Raw genomic sequence first — 19181 nt, 5'->3', positions numbered from 1 at the left:
GGTTTTCACCTCGCGCAAAGAAACCCGGAAAACCGCCAATCCTCTCCGTCACTTTGAAAGGCATTGGAAACTCCGGATCAACACGGTCTTCTCCTGTAGTGATACCCGGGTGCAGCGGCCGGGTCCGACGCGAATACCCGGATTTTCACGGCTCTCACAAGTCTATAGTGTGAGAGCCGTAAAAATAGCTGAGAGCATCCGGGCAAATGCAGATACCACGCACCTTTAAGATCGCAGTCAATCCGAGAACCGCCACCTACTGGTGCCTGGGGGCCATTGGCGTGATCGCGCTGGTTCAATTCGTCCGGGACCATCCAATCCCCATCACCATTGTGCTTGCCAACACAATCGGACTCCTGTTGTGGGTCTTCGGCATGAAGCTCCTGATGGGCGTCATGTGCAGTCTTCTCTACGGCCGCAGTCTGGATACTCTTCCGCAGTTTGCGAGACCCCTGATCAGCTTTTTCATGGGTGGCGAGCGCGAGAAACTGCCACACTTCACCATGACACTTCTCGGCATCCTGCTCTTCATTATGGGGACACCATTCATATTCACTGCGTTTTTCTGGTACATTCGCAGCGGCGCAGTACCCGGAGCGTAGTGAGGTCCTGATCGAGGTCCGTCGGCGGGAGAAAGGACTCTCCTCCCGCCCGTCTGTGGACGCTCAGGCGGCGACGGTAAAGCGCACCCTCTTATGGCGCGGTGTTTCCGCCTCATCGAGCAGAGCGACCGCGAAATCCTCCATCGATATGGCCGCCTTGCCCTGGGCGTCGCACAGCAGAACGTCGGAGCCAAGCCGATAGCGGCCCGTGCGCGCACCCGGCGTCAGCATGGCCGGCGGGCTCAGATAAGACCAGTCGGCCTGCGCCTCAGTCAGGCAGACTTCATACTGGGCCTGACAGGCACGCGCGATCGGCACAACGGCCTCAGGCAGAAAATCCGGCGCGGTCAGGACCGTGTATCCGCTGTGATCCGGCAGCATCAGGCTGGCCGCGCCGCCCACCAGCAAAACCCGAACCCCGGCTTCCGCCGCCGCACCCAGAACCGCTCGCGTGAGGGCCACCAGCAAGTCTTCCTGCCCGTCCGGAGGTCTGACGGCGCTGATGACCAGGTCATGACCGGCGATCACATCGGCCAATTTCGTGTTGCCAGAGCGATCGGGGCGCGAAGGGTCGGGGTTCGAGATATCGCTCACACACGCGGTGACCAGGGGCGGAAGTGCGTCCACCTGCGCTTCACTTCGTACCACGGCCGTGACCTTGTGACCCCGCGCCAGGGCTTCGGTGACGACACGGCTGCCGACGTCGCCTCTTGCGCCGAATACGATGATCTTCATTTCAGGTCTCCTTTTCTTCGCGGCGCATCACGCCGCCTTTTCAGTTTCGGATCCTTGAAGGGAGGCGGATGGGCCGCGGCTCGCTATCTGGCTGAGCCAGACACTCGTCAACACCGTCAGGAATCCAATGATCTGCAGGACCGTAAGGTCTTGCCCCAGGACGCTCCAGCCGAGCAGAAGCGCCGTGACCGGGCTCAGAAAGCCCAAGGCCGAGAGTGCCGAGGGCTCGATCCGGCTGACGCCCCGGAACCACAGCAGATAGGTAAAGGCCGCGCCGATAAGACCGAGGTAGGCCAGGCCCATGACATTCTCCGCTGTCAGGGCCGGCAGCGGCGGCTCGATCCAGAGTGCGAGGGGCAGGAGCAGGAGTCCGCCCGCCGTGAGTTGCCAGGCCGTGAAGGTCAACGGCGACACGGGCGGCTGCCACCGCCGGCTCAGGACCGTACCGGCCGCCATGGAAAGCGCCCCGCCGAGCCCCGCCGCGATCCCAACCGGATCGAGCGCCGCTTCGGGCCCCAGAACCAGCAGTGCCACGCCCCCCATCCCGCCAATCGCGGCAAGCACCGACAGCGCCAGAATGGATTTACGCAGGAAGAAATACGCCAGGAAAATCACGATCAGAGGCTGGACCGCACCGACCGTGGCCGCCACCCCGCCGGGCAGACGGTAAGCGGCCACGAACAGCAGCGCCCAGAACACCGAAAAATTCAGCGCGCCCAGCAGGAAGACCCTGCCCCACCAGCCGGGATCCGGCAGCCGCCGAACCATCAGCAGGAGCAGCAGGCCCGCCGGCAGGGCGCGCAGCATGGCAACGCTCAGCGGATAGCCATCCGGCAGGAACTCGGTGGTGACGATATAGGTGCTGCCCCAGATCGCGGGCGCCAGTGCCGTCAAAAGCAAGTCAATCGTGCGGGGCATAGGGCCCTCCTGAAGCCTTTTGTGGTTCGGGTGATCCAAAGTTCGCTGGTTCGAGATCGCCAGTTCAAGGCCCGTTGGTTCGAGATCGGGCTGTCAATCAGCCTGCTGATGATCTCGAACGCAGGCTCTGAAACTCTGCGTTAGCCCCGCGTTGGCTCTGGGGTCCGAGAGAACGTAAAGCGCCATCGGATAATTATCTTGATATCAAGATAGTTTCATTTGTCTTGACGTCAAGATATTAATTCAGGAAAATCTCTCCATGGATCATGTCGATCGGATCGTGACGCAATGGAACCGGGAGCGCCCCGACCTGGACGTCGCCCCCATGGCGCTGCTCGGGCGCCTGAAACGCCTGACGCTGCACATCTCGCGAGAGATGGCGGAGACCTGGGCCGAGCACGGCCTGAATGCCGCGAGCTTCGATGTCCTGGCGACCCTGCGCCGCGCCGGCCCGCCCTACGCCCTCTCCCCCGCCGAACTGATTGCCTCGACCATGGTCACCTCCGGCACCATGACCAACCGGATCGATCAACTGGAAAAGGCGGGACTGGTCGCACGGACACAAAGCGAGGAAGACCGCCGCAGCTTCCTGATTTCCCTGACCGGTAAGGGCTTCGAGGTCATCGACGCCGCCGTGACGGCCCATGTGGAAACCCAGGAAAGACTGGTCTCAGGCCTTTCAGAACGGGACCAACGACAACTCAACAGCCTGGTGAAAAGATTTCTGGCTGATTTCGAAACGGAGTGATGGCGGAAGACTACGGCAATTAGGCTTTGAGATCGTCACTGGGGGCGCGAGAAGCTTGTCAGTGCTTTTTATCCCAGATCAGTTGGCGTTGCTCTTCAACTGCTCCCAACGAAAAAAACCTGACGAAAATAGGCCTCAAGGCCGACTGAGATACTTCTCTGCCCGAAGCAGGAGCAGAGAGCGCCAGGGAGCGAAGATGACGCCCTCTTGACAGATTTAAGACGACTGGTCATATTGCGCGTTATGCCAAAGCCAAACCACCGTGAAAAAATTCTTTCTGCCGGACTCGCTGTTTTCCACAAACAGGGATTTCATGCCACTGGAGTTCAGGATGTCGTCGATCATGCCGGCGTGCCGAAGGGGTCGTTCTACAACCACTTCAAAAGCAAGGACGCCCTTGGTCTCGAAGTATTGGAGAGTTACTGGACGGCCGGTGGCAGCGCGAGAACGGAACTCCAGACGGACGGGGTCGCGCCACTTGAGCGCATCGACCGTCATCTGGCCGCAGCGGGCTACGACAAGAACGGTTGCCTCATCGGGAATTTCAGCAGCGAGCTCGCTGGTTCCGATGAATTTCGTTCTCGTCTTTCCGAGCTGTACAAAGTCTGGATCTCGGAAGTTGCGGCCTGTATTCGAGAGGGGCAAGAGGACGGAACACTTCGCCGCGACGAGAGAGCCGAGAATCTTGCCGAGTTCATTATCGAAGGCCTAGAGGGTGCAAAGCTGAAGGCCAAGGTTGAGAGAGATCCGGCTGTACTCAAGCGCTATCGCAATTCCATCCGGTTGGTCCTCCAAAGCCCCTAACCCAGAAACCCGCAGAGAGAGAAAAGCAGAGCGGAAGTCGTTGATCTAATTTCAAGACGACCGGTCATATTATTCCGAATTTGCCAGGCAAGGCGCGGTCACGGAGTCGACGCGAAGACTCATAACAGTCGCCCTGGTCAGACAGGGCACAGCGAACACAACCAATTCTATGAAGGAGACGAAAACATGTTGGCAACCTACTATCACGACCGCGCCGAAGTGCGGGTCGGCAATCTACCGGAACCGAAACTGCTGTTGGACAGCGACGCCATCGTGCGCGTGACCCTGGCCGGTATCTGCGGCGCGGATCTCGATTTTACCCAGAACGGGCCTGAGATGGGCGTGCAGCAGGGCATGCGTCTGGGACATGAGTTCGTCGGGATTGTCGAAGCGATCGGCAAGGATGTGCATAACGTCAAGGTGGGCGACCGTGTCGTCGCCTCGGCGATGTTTATCGATGGCGAGTGCCACTATTGCAAACGCGACCTGCCGTCGGCCTGCGACCACGGCGGTTTGTTCGGCTCTCCCCTCTTTGTCGAACATGGCGGTAATGACATCCAGGGCGGCCAGTCCGAATTCGTTCGCGTCCCCTATGCGAACTCGTCGCTCTTTACGCTGCCCGAAGGCCTCAGTACGGGCGCAGAAGATGCAAAAGCGCTCCCGCTCGCCGACAACTTCGCAACCGGCTTCCATGGCGCCTTGAATTCAAACGTTCGTCCGGGCGAGACGGTCGTCGTCATCGGCGACGGCGCCGTCGGCCAGTGTTCGGTGATGGCGTCGGGCCTCTTCGGTCCCGCACAGATCATCTTCGTGGGCCGGCACGACGGTCGTCTGGACTTCGGCCACCAAAAGGCCGGTGCAACACACAGCGTCAATGGCAAGACCACCGACCCGGTCGAATACGTAAAAGAGCTGACCGATGGTCGGGGTGCCAACTCCATCATCGATACCATCGGCAATCAGACCTCGATCAAGCAGTCCCTCGATATGGCACAGGCTGGCGCCTCGATCAGCGTGCTGGGATTTGGCCATCTTTTTGCGCCTGTGGACGCACCCTACTCCGAGGCGCTGTTCCGGAATCTCACCATCCATACCGGAATTGTAAATGTGGCGGCCTACATGAAGACGCTTCTGCCCCTGGTCGAAAGCGGGCGCATCGATCCCAGTGTGATCTTCACCGATACACTCCCGCTCGCTGAAGCCCAAAAAGGCTACGATCTGATGCGCAGCCGCTCGGCAGGCTCCATCAAGGTCGCTCTGCAGGCTTGATATCGGCGCCCTCCAACAGGGTGTTGTGTTGGGCACCTGTCCCGGGATCGGTAAAACTATCCGCGCCCGGGACATGGGCCGACAGCGGCCGCGACCAGCCGCTTGTCACCCGCCCGGCCGGGGCGTCGAGCCATCAAGCTCGCGCGCCTGATGTGATCGAACCGCGACGACCAAAAGCGATTGGCCAGTCGCAAGCAAACGAGAGGGAAATTCTATATGCCGTTCACCCGCATTTCGCTCAAAAAAGGCAAGTCGCCGAAGTATCGACGCGCTTTGATGGAACAGGTTTATCTTGCGATGCGAGAGACCATCGAAATCCCCGAGAATGATCGCTTCGCAACGATAACGGAGCTCGAATCCGAAAACTTCAACAATAGCGGAGACTATGCGGGCATCGACCGCTCCGAGGATGTGGTGTTCATAGAAATAACCCTGAACGCCGGTCGAACGGTCGAAAAGAAAAAGGCTCTCTATGCCGAGATCGCAAAACGCCTCACGGCTGACCCCGGTGTTCGGCCCGAGGACGTCGTTATCAGCCTTCTTGAGGTCTCGAAGGAAAACTGGTCGCTCGGCAATGGCGTGGCACAGTACGCTTGACGGGTACCGGCATCTTCGAACGCCCCCGGATTGCAACTGCACTTGATGATTGGAAGCAAATTGGGTTTGCGGGCATCTATCCGGCCTCTCACTGCAGCATCGTCTTTACGAAGTTGAGAGGTCTTCGCTTCAGGTATCGCGTTGGATTTCGTGTGATTCCGTCTCTAAAATGCGCCGTGCACTATGCGCCGAATTTCAGAAACACCACACGAGTGGAGTGAGGGGGTTGCTGCGGCAAAAAAAGCTTGCAGAAACGGAAATTCAGCCTATCTATATACATATAGGTAAGAACGAGCCCGAAATGACTGACACGAAAACGAAAATCCTGGACCTTGCGGAGCACCTGACTCAGACCAGAGGCTTCAATGGCTTCAGCTACATCGATCTTGGCGAGGAGATCGGCATCAAGACCGCAAGCGTCCACTACTATTTCAAGGTCAAGGACGACCTTGCCGCCGCTTTGGTCGAACGCGTTCAGGCAAAGCATGCGGAAGGCTTCCGCGGGATTGAGGCGGGAATCGCTTGTCCCCGGAAACGTCTGGAGGCCGTAGTCGCCCATTTTCAAGGCTATGTAAAAGAGGAGAAATTCTGCCTCTGCGGCATGATGGCGGCGGAACTGCAATCTGTGAGCCCACGCGTTGCCAGTCTGGTGAAGGCTTATTTTGATGCTTTCCAAGCCTGGCTGACACAGCAGTTCAAGGAAGCAGGTTACAAAGACGCCAAGCTCCAGGCGCTCAGTTTCCTCAGCGCCTTGGAGGGGGCCCTCCTGATCGCGCGCTTGAGGCGTGACCCGAAGATTATTCACCATGCCTTGAAAGGCTTCCTGAAGGTTTGATTTTTTTTAACCAAAGCACCTATTTATATATAGGTAAGTACGCAAGGAAATGACGATGAAGAGACTCGTTCTCCCGACGACGGGCGTCACCACAACGGTCGCCGCGGCGGCGATCACCACCCTCGCGGTTGCCGCAATGATCGTGTTCCCGCTAACAACCGCTCACTCCCAAACCCAAACCCAAGCCCAAACAGAGAAGACCGGAACCATGACAAAGACTGAGATTTCAAAAGAAACCGCAGCTGACGAAGCCCGCAGCTTTAGCGACTACCAGGCGGTGGTTGAGGCTCTGCAGCCCTACATCGAAAGCGCCAAAAGCGGCGACGGCAAGCAAACCCGGACCGCGTTCTTCGATCACGCCCACATCGTCGGCTCCGTAAACGGCGCGTTCAGCAACTCCGATCTGGACAGCTTCGCGGCAGACTTGAGTTCCATCGGTCCGTCGCCCGATGTGAAGCATCACATTGCCTGGATCGACATCTCCGGACCGGCGGCCGCGGCAAAGGTCGAATTCATCAACTGGGCCGGCTTCCGCTTCACGGATTTCTTTGTCCTCTACAAGCATGACGGCCAGTGGAAGATCAGCGGCAAAGTCTACGACTCCCACGCAAACAATTAGTCCCCACCCCCAAAGAAAGACAAGATCATGACTGACTTTACAATCCACACTCAGGCAACAGCACCCGAAGGCAGCAAGAAAACCTTAGACGCTGTGGTGCAAGCCTATGGCTTCCTCCCCAACCTGATGGCGACCTTCGCTGAATCGCCCGCAGCCGTTGAAGCCTATGCGGCGCTCTCCGGCATTTTTGACAAAAGCGACTTCACGGCGGCGGAGCGTCAGATTGTCTTGATGACCAACAATCGTCTGAACAACTGCACCTACTGCATGGCAGCGCATACGACCATTTCGAAGATGCAGAAGGTCCCGGCGGACATCATCGACGCACTGCGTGCCGGCACGGCGCTTGCCGATCCCAAGCTGGAAGCCTTGCGCGTCTTCACCGCCAAAGTGGTCGAGCAGCGCGGTTTTGTCGATCCGGCCGATGTGGAGGCCTTCCTGGCCGCAGGCTACAGCAAGGCGAACGTCCTGGAAGTGATTCTGGGGACGGGGCTGAAGGTTCTCTCCAACTACACGAACCACATTGCCGGAACGCCCGTCGATGGCGTGTTTCAGGCCAATGCCTGGTCCGCGGACAAGACGGCCGCCGCCTGACCCGTTTCTCACTTGATTCGAAAAACCGGCCACCTCTGTCAGGCAACTTACGCGTGCCTGACAGAGGCGCGGTCATGGTAACGACGCGCATGCAGGGTCAGCAGATCATGTTGGCAATCTGCACCCTCGACCGCGCCTTTCAAACGGAGAATTACGGATGCGTGCCATCGTCGCTGAGGGTTTCGGTGATCCCGAGGTTCTTAAACTTAAAGAAATGCCGAAGCCCGTCCCGGGTGCCGGCGAAGTCCTGGTCAAGGTTGAAGCGGCCTCGGTCAATCCGCTCGATGTTCAGACCCGGCGCGGCGACTATGCCGAATATGTCTCTCAGCCGTTCAGATTGGGCGTCGACGTCTCTGGCACGGTGGAAGCTGTTGGTGACGGTGTCGAAGGTTTCGCTCCCGGCGACGACGTCTTCTACAGCACCCGCGTGCTGGAAAACGAAGGCGGATACGCCGAGTACCATACCGAACGGGCCAAGATCATTGCGAAGAAACCAACTTCACTCTCCTTCGCAGAGGCGGCCTCGATGCCCATCGCCGCAAGCACGGCCTGGGTCTGTCTTATCGAGCGCGGACGCTTGAAAGCAGGCGACAGGGTTCTCATCCTCGGCGGCTCGGGCGGTGTTGGCTTGTTCGCGGTTCAGATCGCCAAACTGACCGGCGCATATGTTGTTACGACCTGTCGCAAGGACGCCCAAGGCTTAGTGAATGAGCTTGGCGCCGATATCACTCTTGACTACAAGGCATCGAGTTCTTGGGAGGAACTGGGCGAACGACGTGAGGACGGGTTTGACGTGATCGTCGATCTGATCGGCGGTGATGCGATCGCACGATCCCTGAAATTGCTTGCAGCCGGTGGGCGTGTCATCAGCATCGTCGATCAACCTCAGCCGCATAGCCTTTACGCCGGATGGGAAGTCAACGCGGAAATCCATCTCGTCTTCCTGTCGCCAAGCGCGGATCGCCTGAGCCGTCTCGGTTCATTGGCGAACCGCGGGCTTCTAAAGCCGAGGGTTGAGCAGACGCTGCCTTTGGAACAGGCTGCCGAAGCGCATCGGCTGATCGAGGCCGGCGGCAGAACAGGTAAGATCGTCCTTGTGACCTCCTAGACCGGATCACATGGGACCCGATCGTCCCGAAGACGAATGCAGAAAAACGGATCATGACCCGGCAAGTTTCGTCATCCGATCTTGAAAGGTCTCAATTACGGATATTTTTTATCCATAATTGAGACCTAAAAAAAGTCACCACACCCCGAGGACTGTACCGCTGCACAAAAGCATCAGGCAGAACGGGCCATGTCGAGCGTCCCCTGGTCGATCGGGTGCAGCGAGCGGAAGCCGACGGCCATGCGGTTCCAGAGGTTGATGGTCCCCACCGCAACGGTCAGCTTGGTGATCTCCTCCGGCGAGAAATGCGCACGCATGGCTTCATAATCGGAGTCCGGCGCACCGCTTGAACTGATGTTGGTCAGGGCTTCGGTCCATCCAAGCACCGCCCGCTCGCGGTCATCGTACAGCCGGGACTCGCGCCATGTGCAGATCAATGCAATCCATTGTTCGCTCATCCCCTGCTTGCGCGCCTCTTTGACATGCATGTCCACGCAAAAGGCGCAGCCGTTGATCTGCGACGCGCGGATCTTCACCAGCTGCAGGAGCCGGGCATCCAGAGCGGCATCTCTTGAGACGAACTGCTCCAGCGCCCATACGGCCTGAAAAGACTCCGGGGAGACCGTCATGTAATCGATACGTGTTTTCATCGCGTTTTCCTTTTCGGTTTACGGCTTACTGCCGGGTTGGCGCATATTTTGATCGAAGAATGCGCAGCTTCGTCTTGCGATGGAGCCATCATCGTCGCTTTTCACTTCGGCGATGAGCTGAGCGACCGTCACGGCACGCAAAGCCTGGCGGTAAGCCTGCTCGGCGCGCAGCATGGCGGCATTGACCTGGCAGGGCGCTTTGAAATAGCGCTTGGCCAGAGGCTTCGGTCCGTTCCGGCGGATTTCCTTGCACCTGAAGGCGGGTTCCGGTCCCTCGACGGCGAGCACGATGTCCAGGAGCGTTATCTTCTCGGGCGTCTTTGCCAGCCGGTAACCGCCGCTCGGGCCGGAGACCGCATGGACGATCCCGGCACCGGACAGCGCCTGCAGATGCTTCAGGAGATAGCTTGTCGAAACACCGTAGAACTCGGCCAGGGCCGCCGCCGACAGCACGCCCTCCGCTGGCAGCGCGGCCAATAGGGTGACACTGTGTATTGCCTGCTCCACGCCGTCGCCCAGTTTCATCTCTCTTGCTCCCGCTCACTATGGATGCCGCTATAATAGATGTTTTTTATCCATAATCAGAGCAAAGAAAAATCGAATAGCTGCGCCCGGACTCCCGGCACCACCGCGCCGGACTGCCCCTGACTGCCCCGGACTGCCCCGGACTGACGTTGCCGCCGGCTCGCCGGGCCACGGCGTCACGCGCCGTTCCAGCGCTGCGTCGCTTCGGCCACGCGCACCCCCAGCAGGCGGCCGGTTTCCAGCTCGGCACTGTTGGGGGAGTCCTCCGGGCCGTGATCCGTGAAGGATTGCGTTCCGACACCCGTGTAGTGCCCGGTACGATTGATCGCCGTATCATAATCGTGGGACGTCAGGCTGTAACCGGGCTTGAAGGCGGGAGAAACCCAGTTCATGCCATGCTGGCAGGCCAGGACGATAAACTGATTGAGCGTCGCGGCCTTATCCCCCGAAGGTGTCCCCGAATTGGTAAAGCCCGCCGCCAGCTTATCTTTCCAGCCGTGCTCCTTGTAGACCTTGGAGGAAGCATCGGCGAAGCCTTTAAAGCTGGCCGAGGCCGCTCCCATATAGGTTGCCGAACCGAACACGATGGCATCGGCGGACGCGAGAATTTCCCAGGGCCCGGCGTCCGGCCGCTGCAGATCATCGGTATTGTGCAGAGACGAGACCGCGCCCGCGTCGCTCACCCCCTTGGCGACAAACTGCGCCAGGCGTTCCGTATGTCCGAACCCGGAATGATAAACGATCGCGACCTTCACCATCTGTCGACTCCTCTCTGTGAAAGATCCTGCAAACCCTCTGCGGCAAGGGTGGAAAAACACGCTTCGCACTCTGCGAGCTTCATGAGCTTTATCATGGATATTTTTTATCCGCAATAAATTTTAAACGGTGAACTGAGATCAAACAGCAGTCGATTCGAACGCGGGTAAGGCCGGGGGCGGGGTGGACGAACCCGGATCTGTTAGACGGGATCGGGTTGAGCTAGCCCACATTTTTCGGACAGTTTAATCGGGCAGGATTGCTCATGTTTACGGGGCTTTCGCGGGCGTTCCATGTCAAGCCCTCGGCGAGGGCTTGACATGGAGGGAACAGCCGGTTCAGGGAACCACAGTGCGTGCAGTCTTCAGATAGGCCGTACCGTGCGCCCTGGTTGCCTCCGATTGATGTTCCTCGGAGGCCAAATGCAACGCCTCCAGGGTATCGGCGAGATCCTTCAAGTCGCCGCGAATCCTGGCGAGAGCGTTCTCCAGCGTGTAGGTCAACTCGTGTATTTCCTCGAAGTCGTTGGAGCCAAGCTCGGAGCGTGCGAGCACCGCTGCTACTTTTTCGTTGAACGCGGAGAAGTCCATTACGGCTTCCTGCAGGTTTGCCGGCTCACGCGCCGCATAGTGGTCAACCCGCTCCTCCGCATGACCCCTGCCGGCAGTGACCGCGCAAAGTCCGACGGCGAGAGCCGCAGCGAGCGTCAAGTGCCGGCCTGTACGGCTGATCATACAACTGATCATATCTTCGGTCCTCTATGATTGAGAATGAAACGCATTATCAAAAATCTGCCGCCGTTCCTCCCTTGCGTCAAGATGAGATTCCGCCCCCCCCCCACCTCGAACAGATGCTTGCACCAAGCCCGCAGACACCTGTGCAACGGTCCGTGGCGCCGGGCGTGGCCTCCAATCGGCGCCACGGCTCTCCGGGTGCGGCGCAGGTTCAGAGTGGTCCCGATGGCCGGGAATCAGGGCGGCAGGTGACTGCGGCGGGCGCGCAGCATGATGTTTTCGCCCCTCACCCGTGACGAGACGAACGCGAGCACGCCGGTCCAAGAGCCGGCCATCTCCGGAAGCAGCGCCCGCATCGCTTCAGCGACCAGGTAGGACACTTTGCCGCGGAGGGACTAGTGTGATGTTTCAACGGAAACACTCTGTGTTTTCGCTAAAACCTATGAACCCGCTCTACATCATATAATAAGAGCAGATTCACCGGTACAACGGATCGCCGAAGGCGATTCCATCTAAAGCGGATCTGCTCTATGCTGCAGGCCTTGAACAACCGACCCTCTGACTTGATTCTGAAAGACTGGGAGGCAGAAGGCCGCTTGGTTTCAATCGAAGATACGGAAATCAAGGCCTGAAACCTGAGTTTCAGTCATTCGTTTTTCTGGAGCTAAACGGCGTGATCCGTTTCATAACGCATTAATATGACCTAGGCAGTTGCATGACCAAACATGAATACCGGGCGATCATGGTGGGTATCGGGCAAGCGATGACGGTGGTTAAAGAAGGAGTGGGCCGGGTGCCGATCGGGCACGATGGAATTCGAGCCTGGAGCACCGTTACCGTTGCCTTTTGGGGCGAGCGTATTGAACTGCTCATCGACGCAAAGAACCTGTATTTGCAGGGCTTTAAGAACAAGGCCAATGATTGGTTCATCTTTAAGGATATCGGGGCGCAAGGGATCGTGAACCCGACCGGAACGATCGGCTATGGAACGGACTACGGAGCCTTGGGGCTTGATCGCAACGGTCAAATCCGCCTGACACGCACCGACCTCGGTAACGCGTTGAATACGCTCTACAACTACGACAAAGGCAAAGAACAAGACACACTCAAAACGCCGATGTGGCAATGTGCTGTTGGGTTAATAGAAGCGTTGCGATTCAGGGATGTGCTGCACGCAGTGGCTTCGGAACAGGCCTTCGACGGATCGTTACTCGACTGGGATCGTCGCACCAAAGACGGCGATGCCAATGTGCAGGTCAAGTTGGTGTAGAGAGGCAACCCGAGGCATTTGAGCGGCGTCAGGTCCAGATTTGTAAATGATACGTCACTGGCTGACGCACGACTTCGGATTTGACACTGCCTGGAGCAATGGGGTCATGTCTTGTTGTGCGCGCATGATGGTGGAGCCGAACGCAGAAAACGAGACCTCCCCCTCTACTCACTCTCCCGAAAGCGAATAGCGTAGGCTGTATAGGGAATCCCAAAGTAGTCTGGTGCATCGCGATAGGGTTCAAACCCCATTTTCCCATAGAGATTTCTCGCGGCTTCATTCGCCACGGCAACATGCAGCCCTACGGCTTCGGCCCTATCCTCCAGCGCCGCATCGATGCAGGCCTGCGTGAGTTTTCGTCCCACACCGCATCTCGCATAGGCCTGCGACACGGCCACCGCGCGAATATAGGCGAAGGAGTCCGGGTAGATGATGTGGCCGCCGTGCCCCGGGCCGGTATACCGCACAGAGCCAAGAATCTCCCCGCTCAGGACGGCAACGAACAAACACCCGACGCTGTCTTCGGCTGTGGTAAAACGGATCCCCTTTGCCATGACCGGCCAGTTGCCCTCAGGCAGAAGCGGCCGCAAGCGCGAAAAGGCGGCAACAGCGACATCACCGGCAAGGCTGAATTCGCTCTGATCCGCGGGACGAACGACGATTTCATTCGACCTCACTTGCGCCGCCTCCTCTACGCGCTTGGGTTAGGTTTCATTTTCTGCGTCAGGGTCCAATATGGTGCGCAGAAATCAAGACATGAGCTCAAAGACATTACCGAACTTCAAAATCTGGCGGGCTGTCACCATTCCAGACGGCGCTTTCCTGCACGGCATCGCCTAGAAAGCGAAACCAGGCCGCATCCGTTCCCATGTTCCTGTGCGGTCCTTCGAGAACGAGCAGGCCCCAGGGGCTTGATGGGCCAAACCCCTGCTCACAGTAAGCGATCCCTGTGTTGGATTCTTTATGTTCCACGACGATCCAGCAAGGATATGTCTGCCCCTCCTCGCCATAATCCCATTCGCGGGATTCCAGTCTCGGCAAAACCAGGCTTGCGCGAATTGCTTCGGCTAACTCCGGTCGCTCGATCAAAGCGATTTCTTCTTCGACAAGCTGGGATACTGCCGCTGCATCCATGCCAAACATCCTACCGCAATGCGAATGAGTGGAGATATTGTATCTGATTACGTTTCACGCAACAGGGATGTTCAGTGCAGGTTTTAAATGCTGCAGTTCCTAGCTGGAACTGACGCACAAATTTGGACCTGACGCTGGTTAAGTCTGATTTGTTCGTCCCATGCGATGTCAGCATCAAGAGGATTCTTCCCTCTTATCAAAGTGATGCTCCTTCGCAAAATCATGCAGTTTCGTGCGGAGTGTGAGACCGTACGACACAGAACCGCTTGTTTTATCTATCATGTTTTTGAGCAGTTCTTTGTCTACGAAATACGAGACCAAGTGTGGCTCGCTTGTCTGCGTAGCCAAGGCCCGGTCTTCATGCCGTTTGCCACTCGTGTAGAACTCAGCCGCTTCTTCGAGCGCCGTGTAAAACTCCGCAATTTGATCAACCAAAGAAGCGGGAAAGAGGCCCATTTTTGCTCCAATGTCATGATACGTCACGGTTCTTGGCTTGCGTGCCATCCAGTACTGCATTTTGAACAATTCGTCTGCAGAAACCTCCTTTCTCTTTTCGAATTTTCTGGCTTCATTGTGCAAAATCTCGACCGCCGCAGCGTTCATTTTCACTTCCGCCGCGAGAGCGATCGCGAGAGACCGCGCTTCTTCAAGTCGAATGCGATCGTCGCGTTCCCGGTCGAGTTGCGCAATCGTATACGCGTTATCCCGATTAAGACTGGCATTGAATTGATAGCCGAGCCAAATAACGCCGAGACCAATAATGGCGGCGATTCCCGTCTGCCACTTGACCAATTCCCGATAAACCCAATGCTCCGTTAAGCACCTGAACCAGTCACCGTGATACCAAACGAACAAACCTCCGAGGAGTACGCACCAAAATACAATAACCCACTTTGTCTGCTGTTCCCGCTTGTCAGACATGCTCAACCTTCTATCGCAAAGGTAGCAGCATGACATCGAACCCACTCGACGCCAAGGGCACTAGAAACCCAGCATGAACTACCCCAGAGGCAAAGCAGGCAACGGCGTCTATCATACCATCATCAACCAGATGCCGCCCCATGACACCTACATCGAACCATTTGTCGGCGGCGGCGTCCTGCGGATCAAACGGCCCGCGAAGGCAAACATTGCCATCGATCTATCTGGCGAGGTTGCGGCGCTCTGGTGAGAAATCAGCGGCGTTGCGGCGGCCTCTGCGGCCGTTGTGACTGGGTTCGGCGGCTGCCTTGTCCGGCATACGCTGCCTTTCGACGCCCTTGACGTCGGCCCCAAGTTCGGTCCTCACGATGTACGCGCATGGCGTGTCTTTTCCGACACTTTGTGTACTATACTGCCGATACTTTGCGTATTCATTCGTCGGGGTCAGGCCCCGAACACTGAACAAGGCAGCCCATACTGTCAAAATTAGAGGGCAATTTCGATTGATGGCTTATAATGTGGATGCCAATAAATCAGAGCTTCAGTCAATTGCTGATTCTAAGAAAGAATTGATTGACGAGCTCAAAGACTTTGACCCAATAAAAACTGTCGCAACAATCTCAGGACTCATGACCTTTCCAGAGCTGCAAAGTAATGCGTATCGATTAGAAACGTTGGCCCATGTAGCCATGGCTACATGTAACGGAAAAAGAAAGCCGAGAAAACAGGAAGTATCTCGCTGGTTCAGAGAAATTGGAGCTGGTTTCTGCGCAATGCAGGAAGACCCCGCAGAGGATGTTTTTGTTTCTAACATCGTTTCGCCAAAAGGAAATTTCAGAATTTTTGGAGGACTTTGGGAAGGCGCTGGATTTTACTTACAACAAGTTCTGAACGTTGTCGAAAGTATGCCACGCGGAGGCGGATATGATGATATTCGAAACAGCATTTATGCATTGCTGACGATATCTGACGAAGTTTGTAATAGAGCAAAACTAGATAGAAATCAGATTGGAAGCGATGTCCCCAAGGACACCCTACCTCCACGAGTGGAGAGAGTTCTATCTAGCTGTAGAGGATTAATAAGATTTACTGAAGGAGATTTAAAAAGATTAAAAATTGACGCTGACCACCTTTTGCCCTTTAGATTTTATCCTGACGATAGAGAGCAATTGCTCAGACAATCGATATCATGTTCTAAGCTGGAACGTACTCCAGTATGTTCTCACGCTGGATTTATCTACCTGATGAATCCAGCAACAGTTAGCGCAGCAATCCGCCGATTTTTAATCGAGAAAATGGACGCAGCTAACATGCGCTCAAGTCTTCTCCGCGGACTTGCAGATGAGTTTTCTAAAACATTCTCTGAAACACCAATGATGGGGGGGAGGATTGGCGCGCCGTTCAAGTTTCATCAGACAAAAAATGGATTATTTGCAGAGACAGGCTACGAGGTCGATGTTGGACTCCATCTGCACGTCATTCTGTTTTTAGATAATCTCAAGAACTTCGAAGAGTCGGGACTCGGAGGGATAAGCCCCGGTTCAAAAGAGATTTCAAAAACCATCCGCCAAAGTATAGACCAAGCAGCTCATAACTCCAGAAAGGCACCAAATTTTAAAAGCGGCATTAGTATAGCAGTAGGTTGTGGTATAGGCCGTGGGTTTTCTCTTGAAATGGACGACGGTGTTAGCGATGACTGGCAATTCGATACCATGTCCGCACATGATTTTTATACTTTAGGATGGATGAACAAATTTAAGCCGTTGTCCTTATGGCGACTGCTTGAAGCAGAACAAAAAGTAGCATCTTCAAACGTACTCCTTCTAAATTTAAGTGGGATGCTCAATCTTATTGCATGGAACGAAAATCTAGAAGGTCACTTGGTTCCCCATGACTCTATACCAGATAGCTATGACGGTGAAAGTGAGCTCATGGTCGTGGTCGACCAAAATGGACTGAGAGAATTAAGGCACAGCATTTGTGAGTCCCATGATCTCCACTGTGTTGCCGGAGTCGATGGTGAATTTGTTCGCGTATGGAAACGGTCAGATTCAATATTTGAAGAGGATTTGAAAAAACCACTGTATTTAGCTCTCTTCAATAGGGAACTCGGTTTTCCATTATTATATGAAGGAAAAATTACGAACTGGTGGTCGAAGTTACAAAGCACCGACGCCTATTCAAAGAAAGAGAATTACGAACGAGAGCGGCTACTCTCTACATGGATTCCAAGAATAGCGTCGATATCTGAAAAATATTTCAAAAATAAACTTCCTAAACAAATTATCTTGGAACTTAATTGCATGGGAGATCACGTTTCTCCTACTGGCAATGGGAAAACAATAACACCAAATGATATTAGAGATGAGATTAATATAGAAGTTGTTCCTGCAGACAATCGAGTAGTAGTGACGACTGGTAACGTTTTTGAGAACGCTTTTTTTAATCCTGATAATATTTCCGAGCGAGCTCTCGTTGAGGCGTTCGTAAATGGTTTATTCGAACTTCTCGAGGCCCCCTCAAGAAAAATGAAATCACGCATTTTGCAAGAGGTGGCGGGCGATAGGCATGCACGACAATCACACGTTTTTGAACCCACTAAATTTCGCGATTTTGTCAGAGAAAAGCTACCAACGAGTCCTGTAAAGATCAGTCTCAATGATGTTGCAACTCTGAAATATGGAATGGGTTGGCAAATCCGAGAACGGAAACTTGGTGGATCAATTGAAGGTGTCGCTGAATGCACGTTATTTCTCAACTCACTTGTAAAACACTTAGAAGAAGATCTGTGTGCTTTTCTTAAGAAAATAGATCGGACGGCGCTAGCAGAATGTACGATAAAAAATCATGAAGCCGCTAATTGTGATCGTATGTCATGGAGACGAACATCCGCGGCGGTTTTGGCTTTACACGACGACAAAGAAGCCACGCTTTTCAAGATTGTGGAACATGAATCCCGGCTAAATGCCGTTTCTCAATCAAATCGTGTCATTTTAGAAATGGTCGGTAGTGAATGCCCACTAACAGGAGGGTATGTTCCAGGAGAATTGGACTTGTCTAGGTTAATGGCAATGGTCATGCAAATTTTTGCGCTGGGCAGTTGGTCAGACGCCATGCGCTGGAATGCGATGGAACCTCGCATTCGAATCACGCCACTCGGAGATGTCCAAGCCAATCATCATTTTTTCGAACAGGTGGTAAATCCCTTTGGCGAGACAGCAAGCAAAAGCACAATTAGACGTTCAGTTGAGAAATATGAATCTTTATTTGATGAGGCTACAGTAGTTGAATCTGTGACAGGAAAGCTTGAAAGCGTTTTTCTTCAGGCATGGAGCGCAGAGTTCGGCGTCGATTTTGATGAGGTCCGTACCTTTATTGATATGTGCGAAAACCATTGTATAGAGCTTAAAGAAGCGCACATCTCTATTTTGAAATCTGATTTAGTTGAATGTCTAAGCAAATTGGATCGTCTGACAGCCGCAACTGTAAGCGCGATCATAGATAAACTTACCCTTACAACTCGGGAGTCATGGAAAGTGGTTCCAGTCGGCTATCGCGATTCCGATAGGCAACCATGGCGCTTTCGCCGGCGCTTAAGTGTTTTGCGCCAACCAATTGTTGCTTTGTCAGATGACCCCGATCCTCTGCTACTGGTTGCACCCGGACTTATAAGGGATGCTTTCTCATATACCGTGTCCAGTTACTACGATGCAGACTTTGCTGATTATCAGATTCAATCGAAGGAAATGAAGAAGTGGACAGGTCGAAGTCGCGCAAGCCGAGAAATATTTAATAAAGAGGTGGCTGATAGGCTACGGAAATTAGGATGGCAAACAGAGCACGACCTGCAAGTCACTAAACTACTAGAGAAGGGAGACGACCCCAAATTTGGTGACGTGAAGCGATTTGGTGACATAGATGTATTGGCATGGTCATCAGAAAATCGCCGAGTTTTAATCATGGAGTGCAAAGATGTTCAGTATAAGAAGACGCCTGGTGAAATTGCCGAGCAATTATCAAAATTTCGAGGTGAATTGAACGAGTTAGGTAAGCCTGACCTCTTGAGGCGTCATATTGACCGCGTGTCAATTTGTTCTGCTCATTTAGCAGAAATTGCGAAATTCACCAATATAAAAAACCCTGAATTGGAAGGGCATTTAGTCTTTCGAAACCCTGTTCCAATGCAATACGCAAACGAAAAGATATCTGCCAAAACCTCGTTGAACGTGTTCAGTGATCTCGAGATCGATTTCAAACTGGGTAGTTGAGTATTCTAGTGTCACCAGCATTGATGACACTTAGGAGCCACACTCAATTTATTGGGTTGCGAATTTTACGGACCGAACAAAATGATCCGGGTCA

The 19181-nt window shown here is 54.8% G+C and carries 22 protein-coding genes; 12 read left to right on the top strand and 10 right to left on the bottom strand.

Going from position 1 to position 19181, the window contains the following annotated elements:
• Positions 1-206: 206 nt before the first annotated feature.
• Positions 207-602, top strand: coding sequence for a hypothetical protein (locus FKG95_RS03265; RefSeq protein ID WP_142894863.1), 396 nt, complete (start codon positions 207-209; stop codon positions 600-602).
• A 63-nt stretch (positions 603-665) separates the two neighbouring features.
• On the opposite strand, the gene FKG95_RS03260 is transcribed toward FKG95_RS03265, so the two are convergent.
• The gene (locus tag FKG95_RS03260) at positions 666-1337 is read right to left on the bottom strand and encodes an NAD(P)-dependent oxidoreductase (RefSeq protein WP_142894862.1); all 672 of its coding nucleotides are present in this window, start codon (positions 1335-1337) and stop codon (positions 666-668) included.
• A 27-nt stretch (positions 1338-1364) separates the two neighbouring features.
• Complete coding sequence (locus tag FKG95_RS03255) at positions 1365-2255, bottom strand: EamA family transporter (RefSeq protein WP_142894861.1); 891 nt, start codon at positions 2253-2255, stop codon at positions 1365-1367.
• A gap of 259 nt (positions 2256-2514) precedes the next feature.
• On the opposite strand from FKG95_RS03255, the gene FKG95_RS03250 reads away from it, so the two are divergent.
• From FKG95_RS03250 to FKG95_RS03215, 8 genes are all read left to right on the top strand, one after another.
• Complete coding sequence (locus FKG95_RS03250) at positions 2515-3003, top strand: MarR family winged helix-turn-helix transcriptional regulator (protein ID WP_142894860.1); 489 nt, start codon at positions 2515-2517, stop codon at positions 3001-3003.
• A gap of 207 nt (positions 3004-3210) precedes the next feature.
• Positions 3211-3807, top strand: a complete 597-nt coding sequence (locus tag FKG95_RS03245) for a TetR/AcrR family transcriptional regulator (protein WP_142894859.1) — start codon at positions 3211-3213, stop codon at positions 3805-3807.
• A 186-nt stretch (positions 3808-3993) separates the two neighbouring features.
• On the top strand, positions 3994-5076 hold the full coding sequence (locus tag FKG95_RS03240; protein WP_142894858.1) for a zinc-dependent alcohol dehydrogenase: 1083 nt from the start codon (positions 3994-3996) through the stop codon (positions 5074-5076).
• A 216-nt stretch (positions 5077-5292) separates the two neighbouring features.
• Positions 5293-5673 (top strand): tautomerase family protein, encoded by a 381-nt coding sequence (locus FKG95_RS03235; RefSeq protein WP_142894857.1) that lies wholly within the window; start codon positions 5293-5295, stop codon positions 5671-5673.
• Positions 5674-5974: 301 nt separating this feature from the next.
• Entirely contained in the window at positions 5975-6508 is a 534-nt protein-coding gene (locus FKG95_RS03230; protein WP_179953904.1) for a TetR/AcrR family transcriptional regulator, read from the top strand.
• A 55-nt stretch (positions 6509-6563) separates the two neighbouring features.
• On the top strand, positions 6564-7127 hold the full coding sequence (locus FKG95_RS03225) for a nuclear transport factor 2 family protein (protein ID WP_179953903.1): 564 nt from the start codon (positions 6564-6566) through the stop codon (positions 7125-7127).
• A gap of 27 nt (positions 7128-7154) precedes the next feature.
• Positions 7155-7721, top strand: coding sequence for a carboxymuconolactone decarboxylase family protein (locus tag FKG95_RS03220; RefSeq protein ID WP_142894854.1), 567 nt, complete (start codon positions 7155-7157; stop codon positions 7719-7721).
• A gap of 157 nt (positions 7722-7878) precedes the next feature.
• Positions 7879-8829, top strand: a complete 951-nt coding sequence (locus FKG95_RS03215) for an NADP-dependent oxidoreductase (protein WP_142894853.1) — start codon at positions 7879-7881, stop codon at positions 8827-8829.
• Between the two features lie 173 nt (positions 8830-9002).
• Here FKG95_RS03215 and FKG95_RS03210 read toward each other — a convergent pair whose 3' ends face one another.
• From FKG95_RS03210 to FKG95_RS29515, 5 genes are all read right to left on the bottom strand, one after another.
• Positions 9003-9479: a carboxymuconolactone decarboxylase family protein gene (locus tag FKG95_RS03210; protein ID WP_142894852.1), complete on the bottom strand. Its 477-nt coding sequence runs from the start codon at positions 9477-9479 to the stop codon at positions 9003-9005.
• A gap of 18 nt (positions 9480-9497) precedes the next feature.
• A complete protein-coding gene (locus FKG95_RS03205) occupies positions 9498-10004 on the bottom strand; it encodes an RrF2 family transcriptional regulator (protein ID WP_142894851.1) in 507 nt (168 codons plus the stop codon).
• A gap of 176 nt (positions 10005-10180) precedes the next feature.
• Positions 10181-10762 carry a flavodoxin family protein gene (locus tag FKG95_RS03200; RefSeq protein WP_142894850.1) on the bottom strand — a complete coding sequence of 194 codons (582 nt, stop codon included), beginning with the start codon at positions 10760-10762 and terminating at the stop codon, positions 10181-10183.
• Between the two features lie 336 nt (positions 10763-11098).
• The gene (locus tag FKG95_RS03195; RefSeq protein ID WP_142894849.1) at positions 11099-11494 is read right to left on the bottom strand and encodes a DUF6746 family protein; all 396 of its coding nucleotides are present in this window, start codon (positions 11492-11494) and stop codon (positions 11099-11101) included.
• 236 nt (positions 11495-11730) lie between these two features.
• Positions 11731-11874, bottom strand: coding sequence for a hypothetical protein (locus FKG95_RS29515; protein WP_179953902.1), 144 nt, complete (start codon positions 11872-11874; stop codon positions 11731-11733).
• Positions 11875-12209: 335 nt separating this feature from the next.
• On the opposite strand from FKG95_RS29515, the gene FKG95_RS03190 reads away from it, so the two are divergent.
• Entirely contained in the window at positions 12210-12764 is a 555-nt protein-coding gene (locus FKG95_RS03190) for a ribosome-inactivating family protein (RefSeq protein ID WP_142894848.1), read from the top strand.
• 164 nt (positions 12765-12928) lie between these two features.
• Here FKG95_RS03190 and FKG95_RS03185 read toward each other — a convergent pair whose 3' ends face one another.
• From FKG95_RS03185 to FKG95_RS03175, 3 genes are all read right to left on the bottom strand, one after another.
• Positions 12929-13441 carry a GNAT family N-acetyltransferase gene (locus tag FKG95_RS03185; protein ID WP_142894847.1) on the bottom strand — a complete coding sequence of 171 codons (513 nt, stop codon included), beginning with the start codon at positions 13439-13441 and terminating at the stop codon, positions 12929-12931.
• Between the two features lie 94 nt (positions 13442-13535).
• On the bottom strand, positions 13536-13898 hold the full coding sequence (locus tag FKG95_RS03180; protein ID WP_142894846.1) for a hypothetical protein: 363 nt from the start codon (positions 13896-13898) through the stop codon (positions 13536-13538).
• A gap of 174 nt (positions 13899-14072) precedes the next feature.
• Positions 14073-14819 carry a hypothetical protein gene (locus tag FKG95_RS03175; protein ID WP_142894845.1) on the bottom strand — a complete coding sequence of 249 codons (747 nt, stop codon included), beginning with the start codon at positions 14817-14819 and terminating at the stop codon, positions 14073-14075.
• Positions 14820-14892: 73 nt separating this feature from the next.
• Here FKG95_RS03175 and FKG95_RS29510 point away from each other — a divergent pair, with 73 nt between their 5' ends.
• On the top strand, positions 14893-15069 hold the full coding sequence (locus tag FKG95_RS29510) for a hypothetical protein (RefSeq protein ID WP_179953901.1): 177 nt from the start codon (positions 14893-14895) through the stop codon (positions 15067-15069).
• Between the two features lie 256 nt (positions 15070-15325).
• Positions 15326-19087, top strand: coding sequence for a hypothetical protein (locus FKG95_RS03170; RefSeq protein WP_142894844.1), 3762 nt, complete (start codon positions 15326-15328; stop codon positions 19085-19087).
• The last annotated feature ends 94 nt before the right edge of the window (positions 19088-19181 follow it).

Origin of the sequence: Denitrobaculum tricleocarpae, assembly GCF_007004665.1 — a bacterium.
Classification (GTDB): Bacteria; Pseudomonadota; Alphaproteobacteria; order Kiloniellales; family Kiloniellaceae; genus Denitrobaculum; species Denitrobaculum tricleocarpae.
The sequence above is the reverse complement of the archived record's forward strand: the minus strand, read 5'-3'. Positions and strand labels throughout refer to the sequence as shown.

Coding starts and splice junctions, on each gene's coding strand:
- FKG95_RS03265 (WP_142894863.1), top strand. CDS start 207: ATGCAGATACCACGCACCTTTAAGATCGCAGTCAATCCGAGAACCGCC.
- FKG95_RS03260 (WP_142894862.1), bottom strand. CDS start 1,337: ATGAAGATCATCGTATTCGGCGCAAGAGGCGACGTCGGCAGCCGTGTC.
- FKG95_RS03255 (WP_142894861.1), bottom strand. CDS start 2,255: ATGCCCCGCACGATTGACTTGCTTTTGACGGCACTGGCGCCCGCGATC.
- FKG95_RS03250 (WP_142894860.1), top strand. CDS start 2,515: ATGGATCATGTCGATCGGATCGTGACGCAATGGAACCGGGAGCGCCCC.
- FKG95_RS03240 (WP_142894858.1), top strand. CDS start 3,994: ATGTTGGCAACCTACTATCACGACCGCGCCGAAGTGCGGGTCGGCAAT.
- FKG95_RS03235 (WP_142894857.1), top strand. CDS start 5,293: ATGCCGTTCACCCGCATTTCGCTCAAAAAAGGCAAGTCGCCGAAGTAT.
- FKG95_RS03230 (WP_179953904.1), top strand. CDS start 5,975: ATGACTGACACGAAAACGAAAATCCTGGACCTTGCGGAGCACCTGACT.
- FKG95_RS03225 (WP_179953903.1), top strand. CDS start 6,564: ATGAAGAGACTCGTTCTCCCGACGACGGGCGTCACCACAACGGTCGCC.
- FKG95_RS03220 (WP_142894854.1), top strand. CDS start 7,155: ATGACTGACTTTACAATCCACACTCAGGCAACAGCACCCGAAGGCAGC.
- FKG95_RS03215 (WP_142894853.1), top strand. CDS start 7,879: ATGCGTGCCATCGTCGCTGAGGGTTTCGGTGATCCCGAGGTTCTTAAA.
- FKG95_RS03210 (WP_142894852.1), bottom strand. CDS start 9,479: ATGAAAACACGTATCGATTACATGACGGTCTCCCCGGAGTCTTTTCAG.
- FKG95_RS03205 (WP_142894851.1), bottom strand. CDS start 10,004: ATGAAACTGGGCGACGGCGTGGAGCAGGCAATACACAGTGTCACCCTA.
- FKG95_RS03200 (WP_142894850.1), bottom strand. CDS start 10,762: ATGGTGAAGGTCGCGATCGTTTATCATTCCGGGTTCGGACATACGGAA.
- FKG95_RS03195 (WP_142894849.1), bottom strand. CDS start 11,494: ATGATCAGCCGTACAGGCCGGCACTTGACGCTCGCTGCGGCTCTCGCC.
- FKG95_RS03190 (WP_142894848.1), top strand. CDS start 12,210: ATGACCAAACATGAATACCGGGCGATCATGGTGGGTATCGGGCAAGCG.
- FKG95_RS03180 (WP_142894846.1), bottom strand. CDS start 13,898: ATGGATGCAGCGGCAGTATCCCAGCTTGTCGAAGAAGAAATCGCTTTG.
- FKG95_RS03175 (WP_142894845.1), bottom strand. CDS start 14,819: ATGTCTGACAAGCGGGAACAGCAGACAAAGTGGGTTATTGTATTTTGG.
- FKG95_RS29510 (WP_179953901.1), top strand. CDS start 14,893: ATGAACTACCCCAGAGGCAAAGCAGGCAACGGCGTCTATCATACCATC.
- FKG95_RS03170 (WP_142894844.1), top strand. CDS start 15,326: ATGGCTTATAATGTGGATGCCAATAAATCAGAGCTTCAGTCAATTGCT.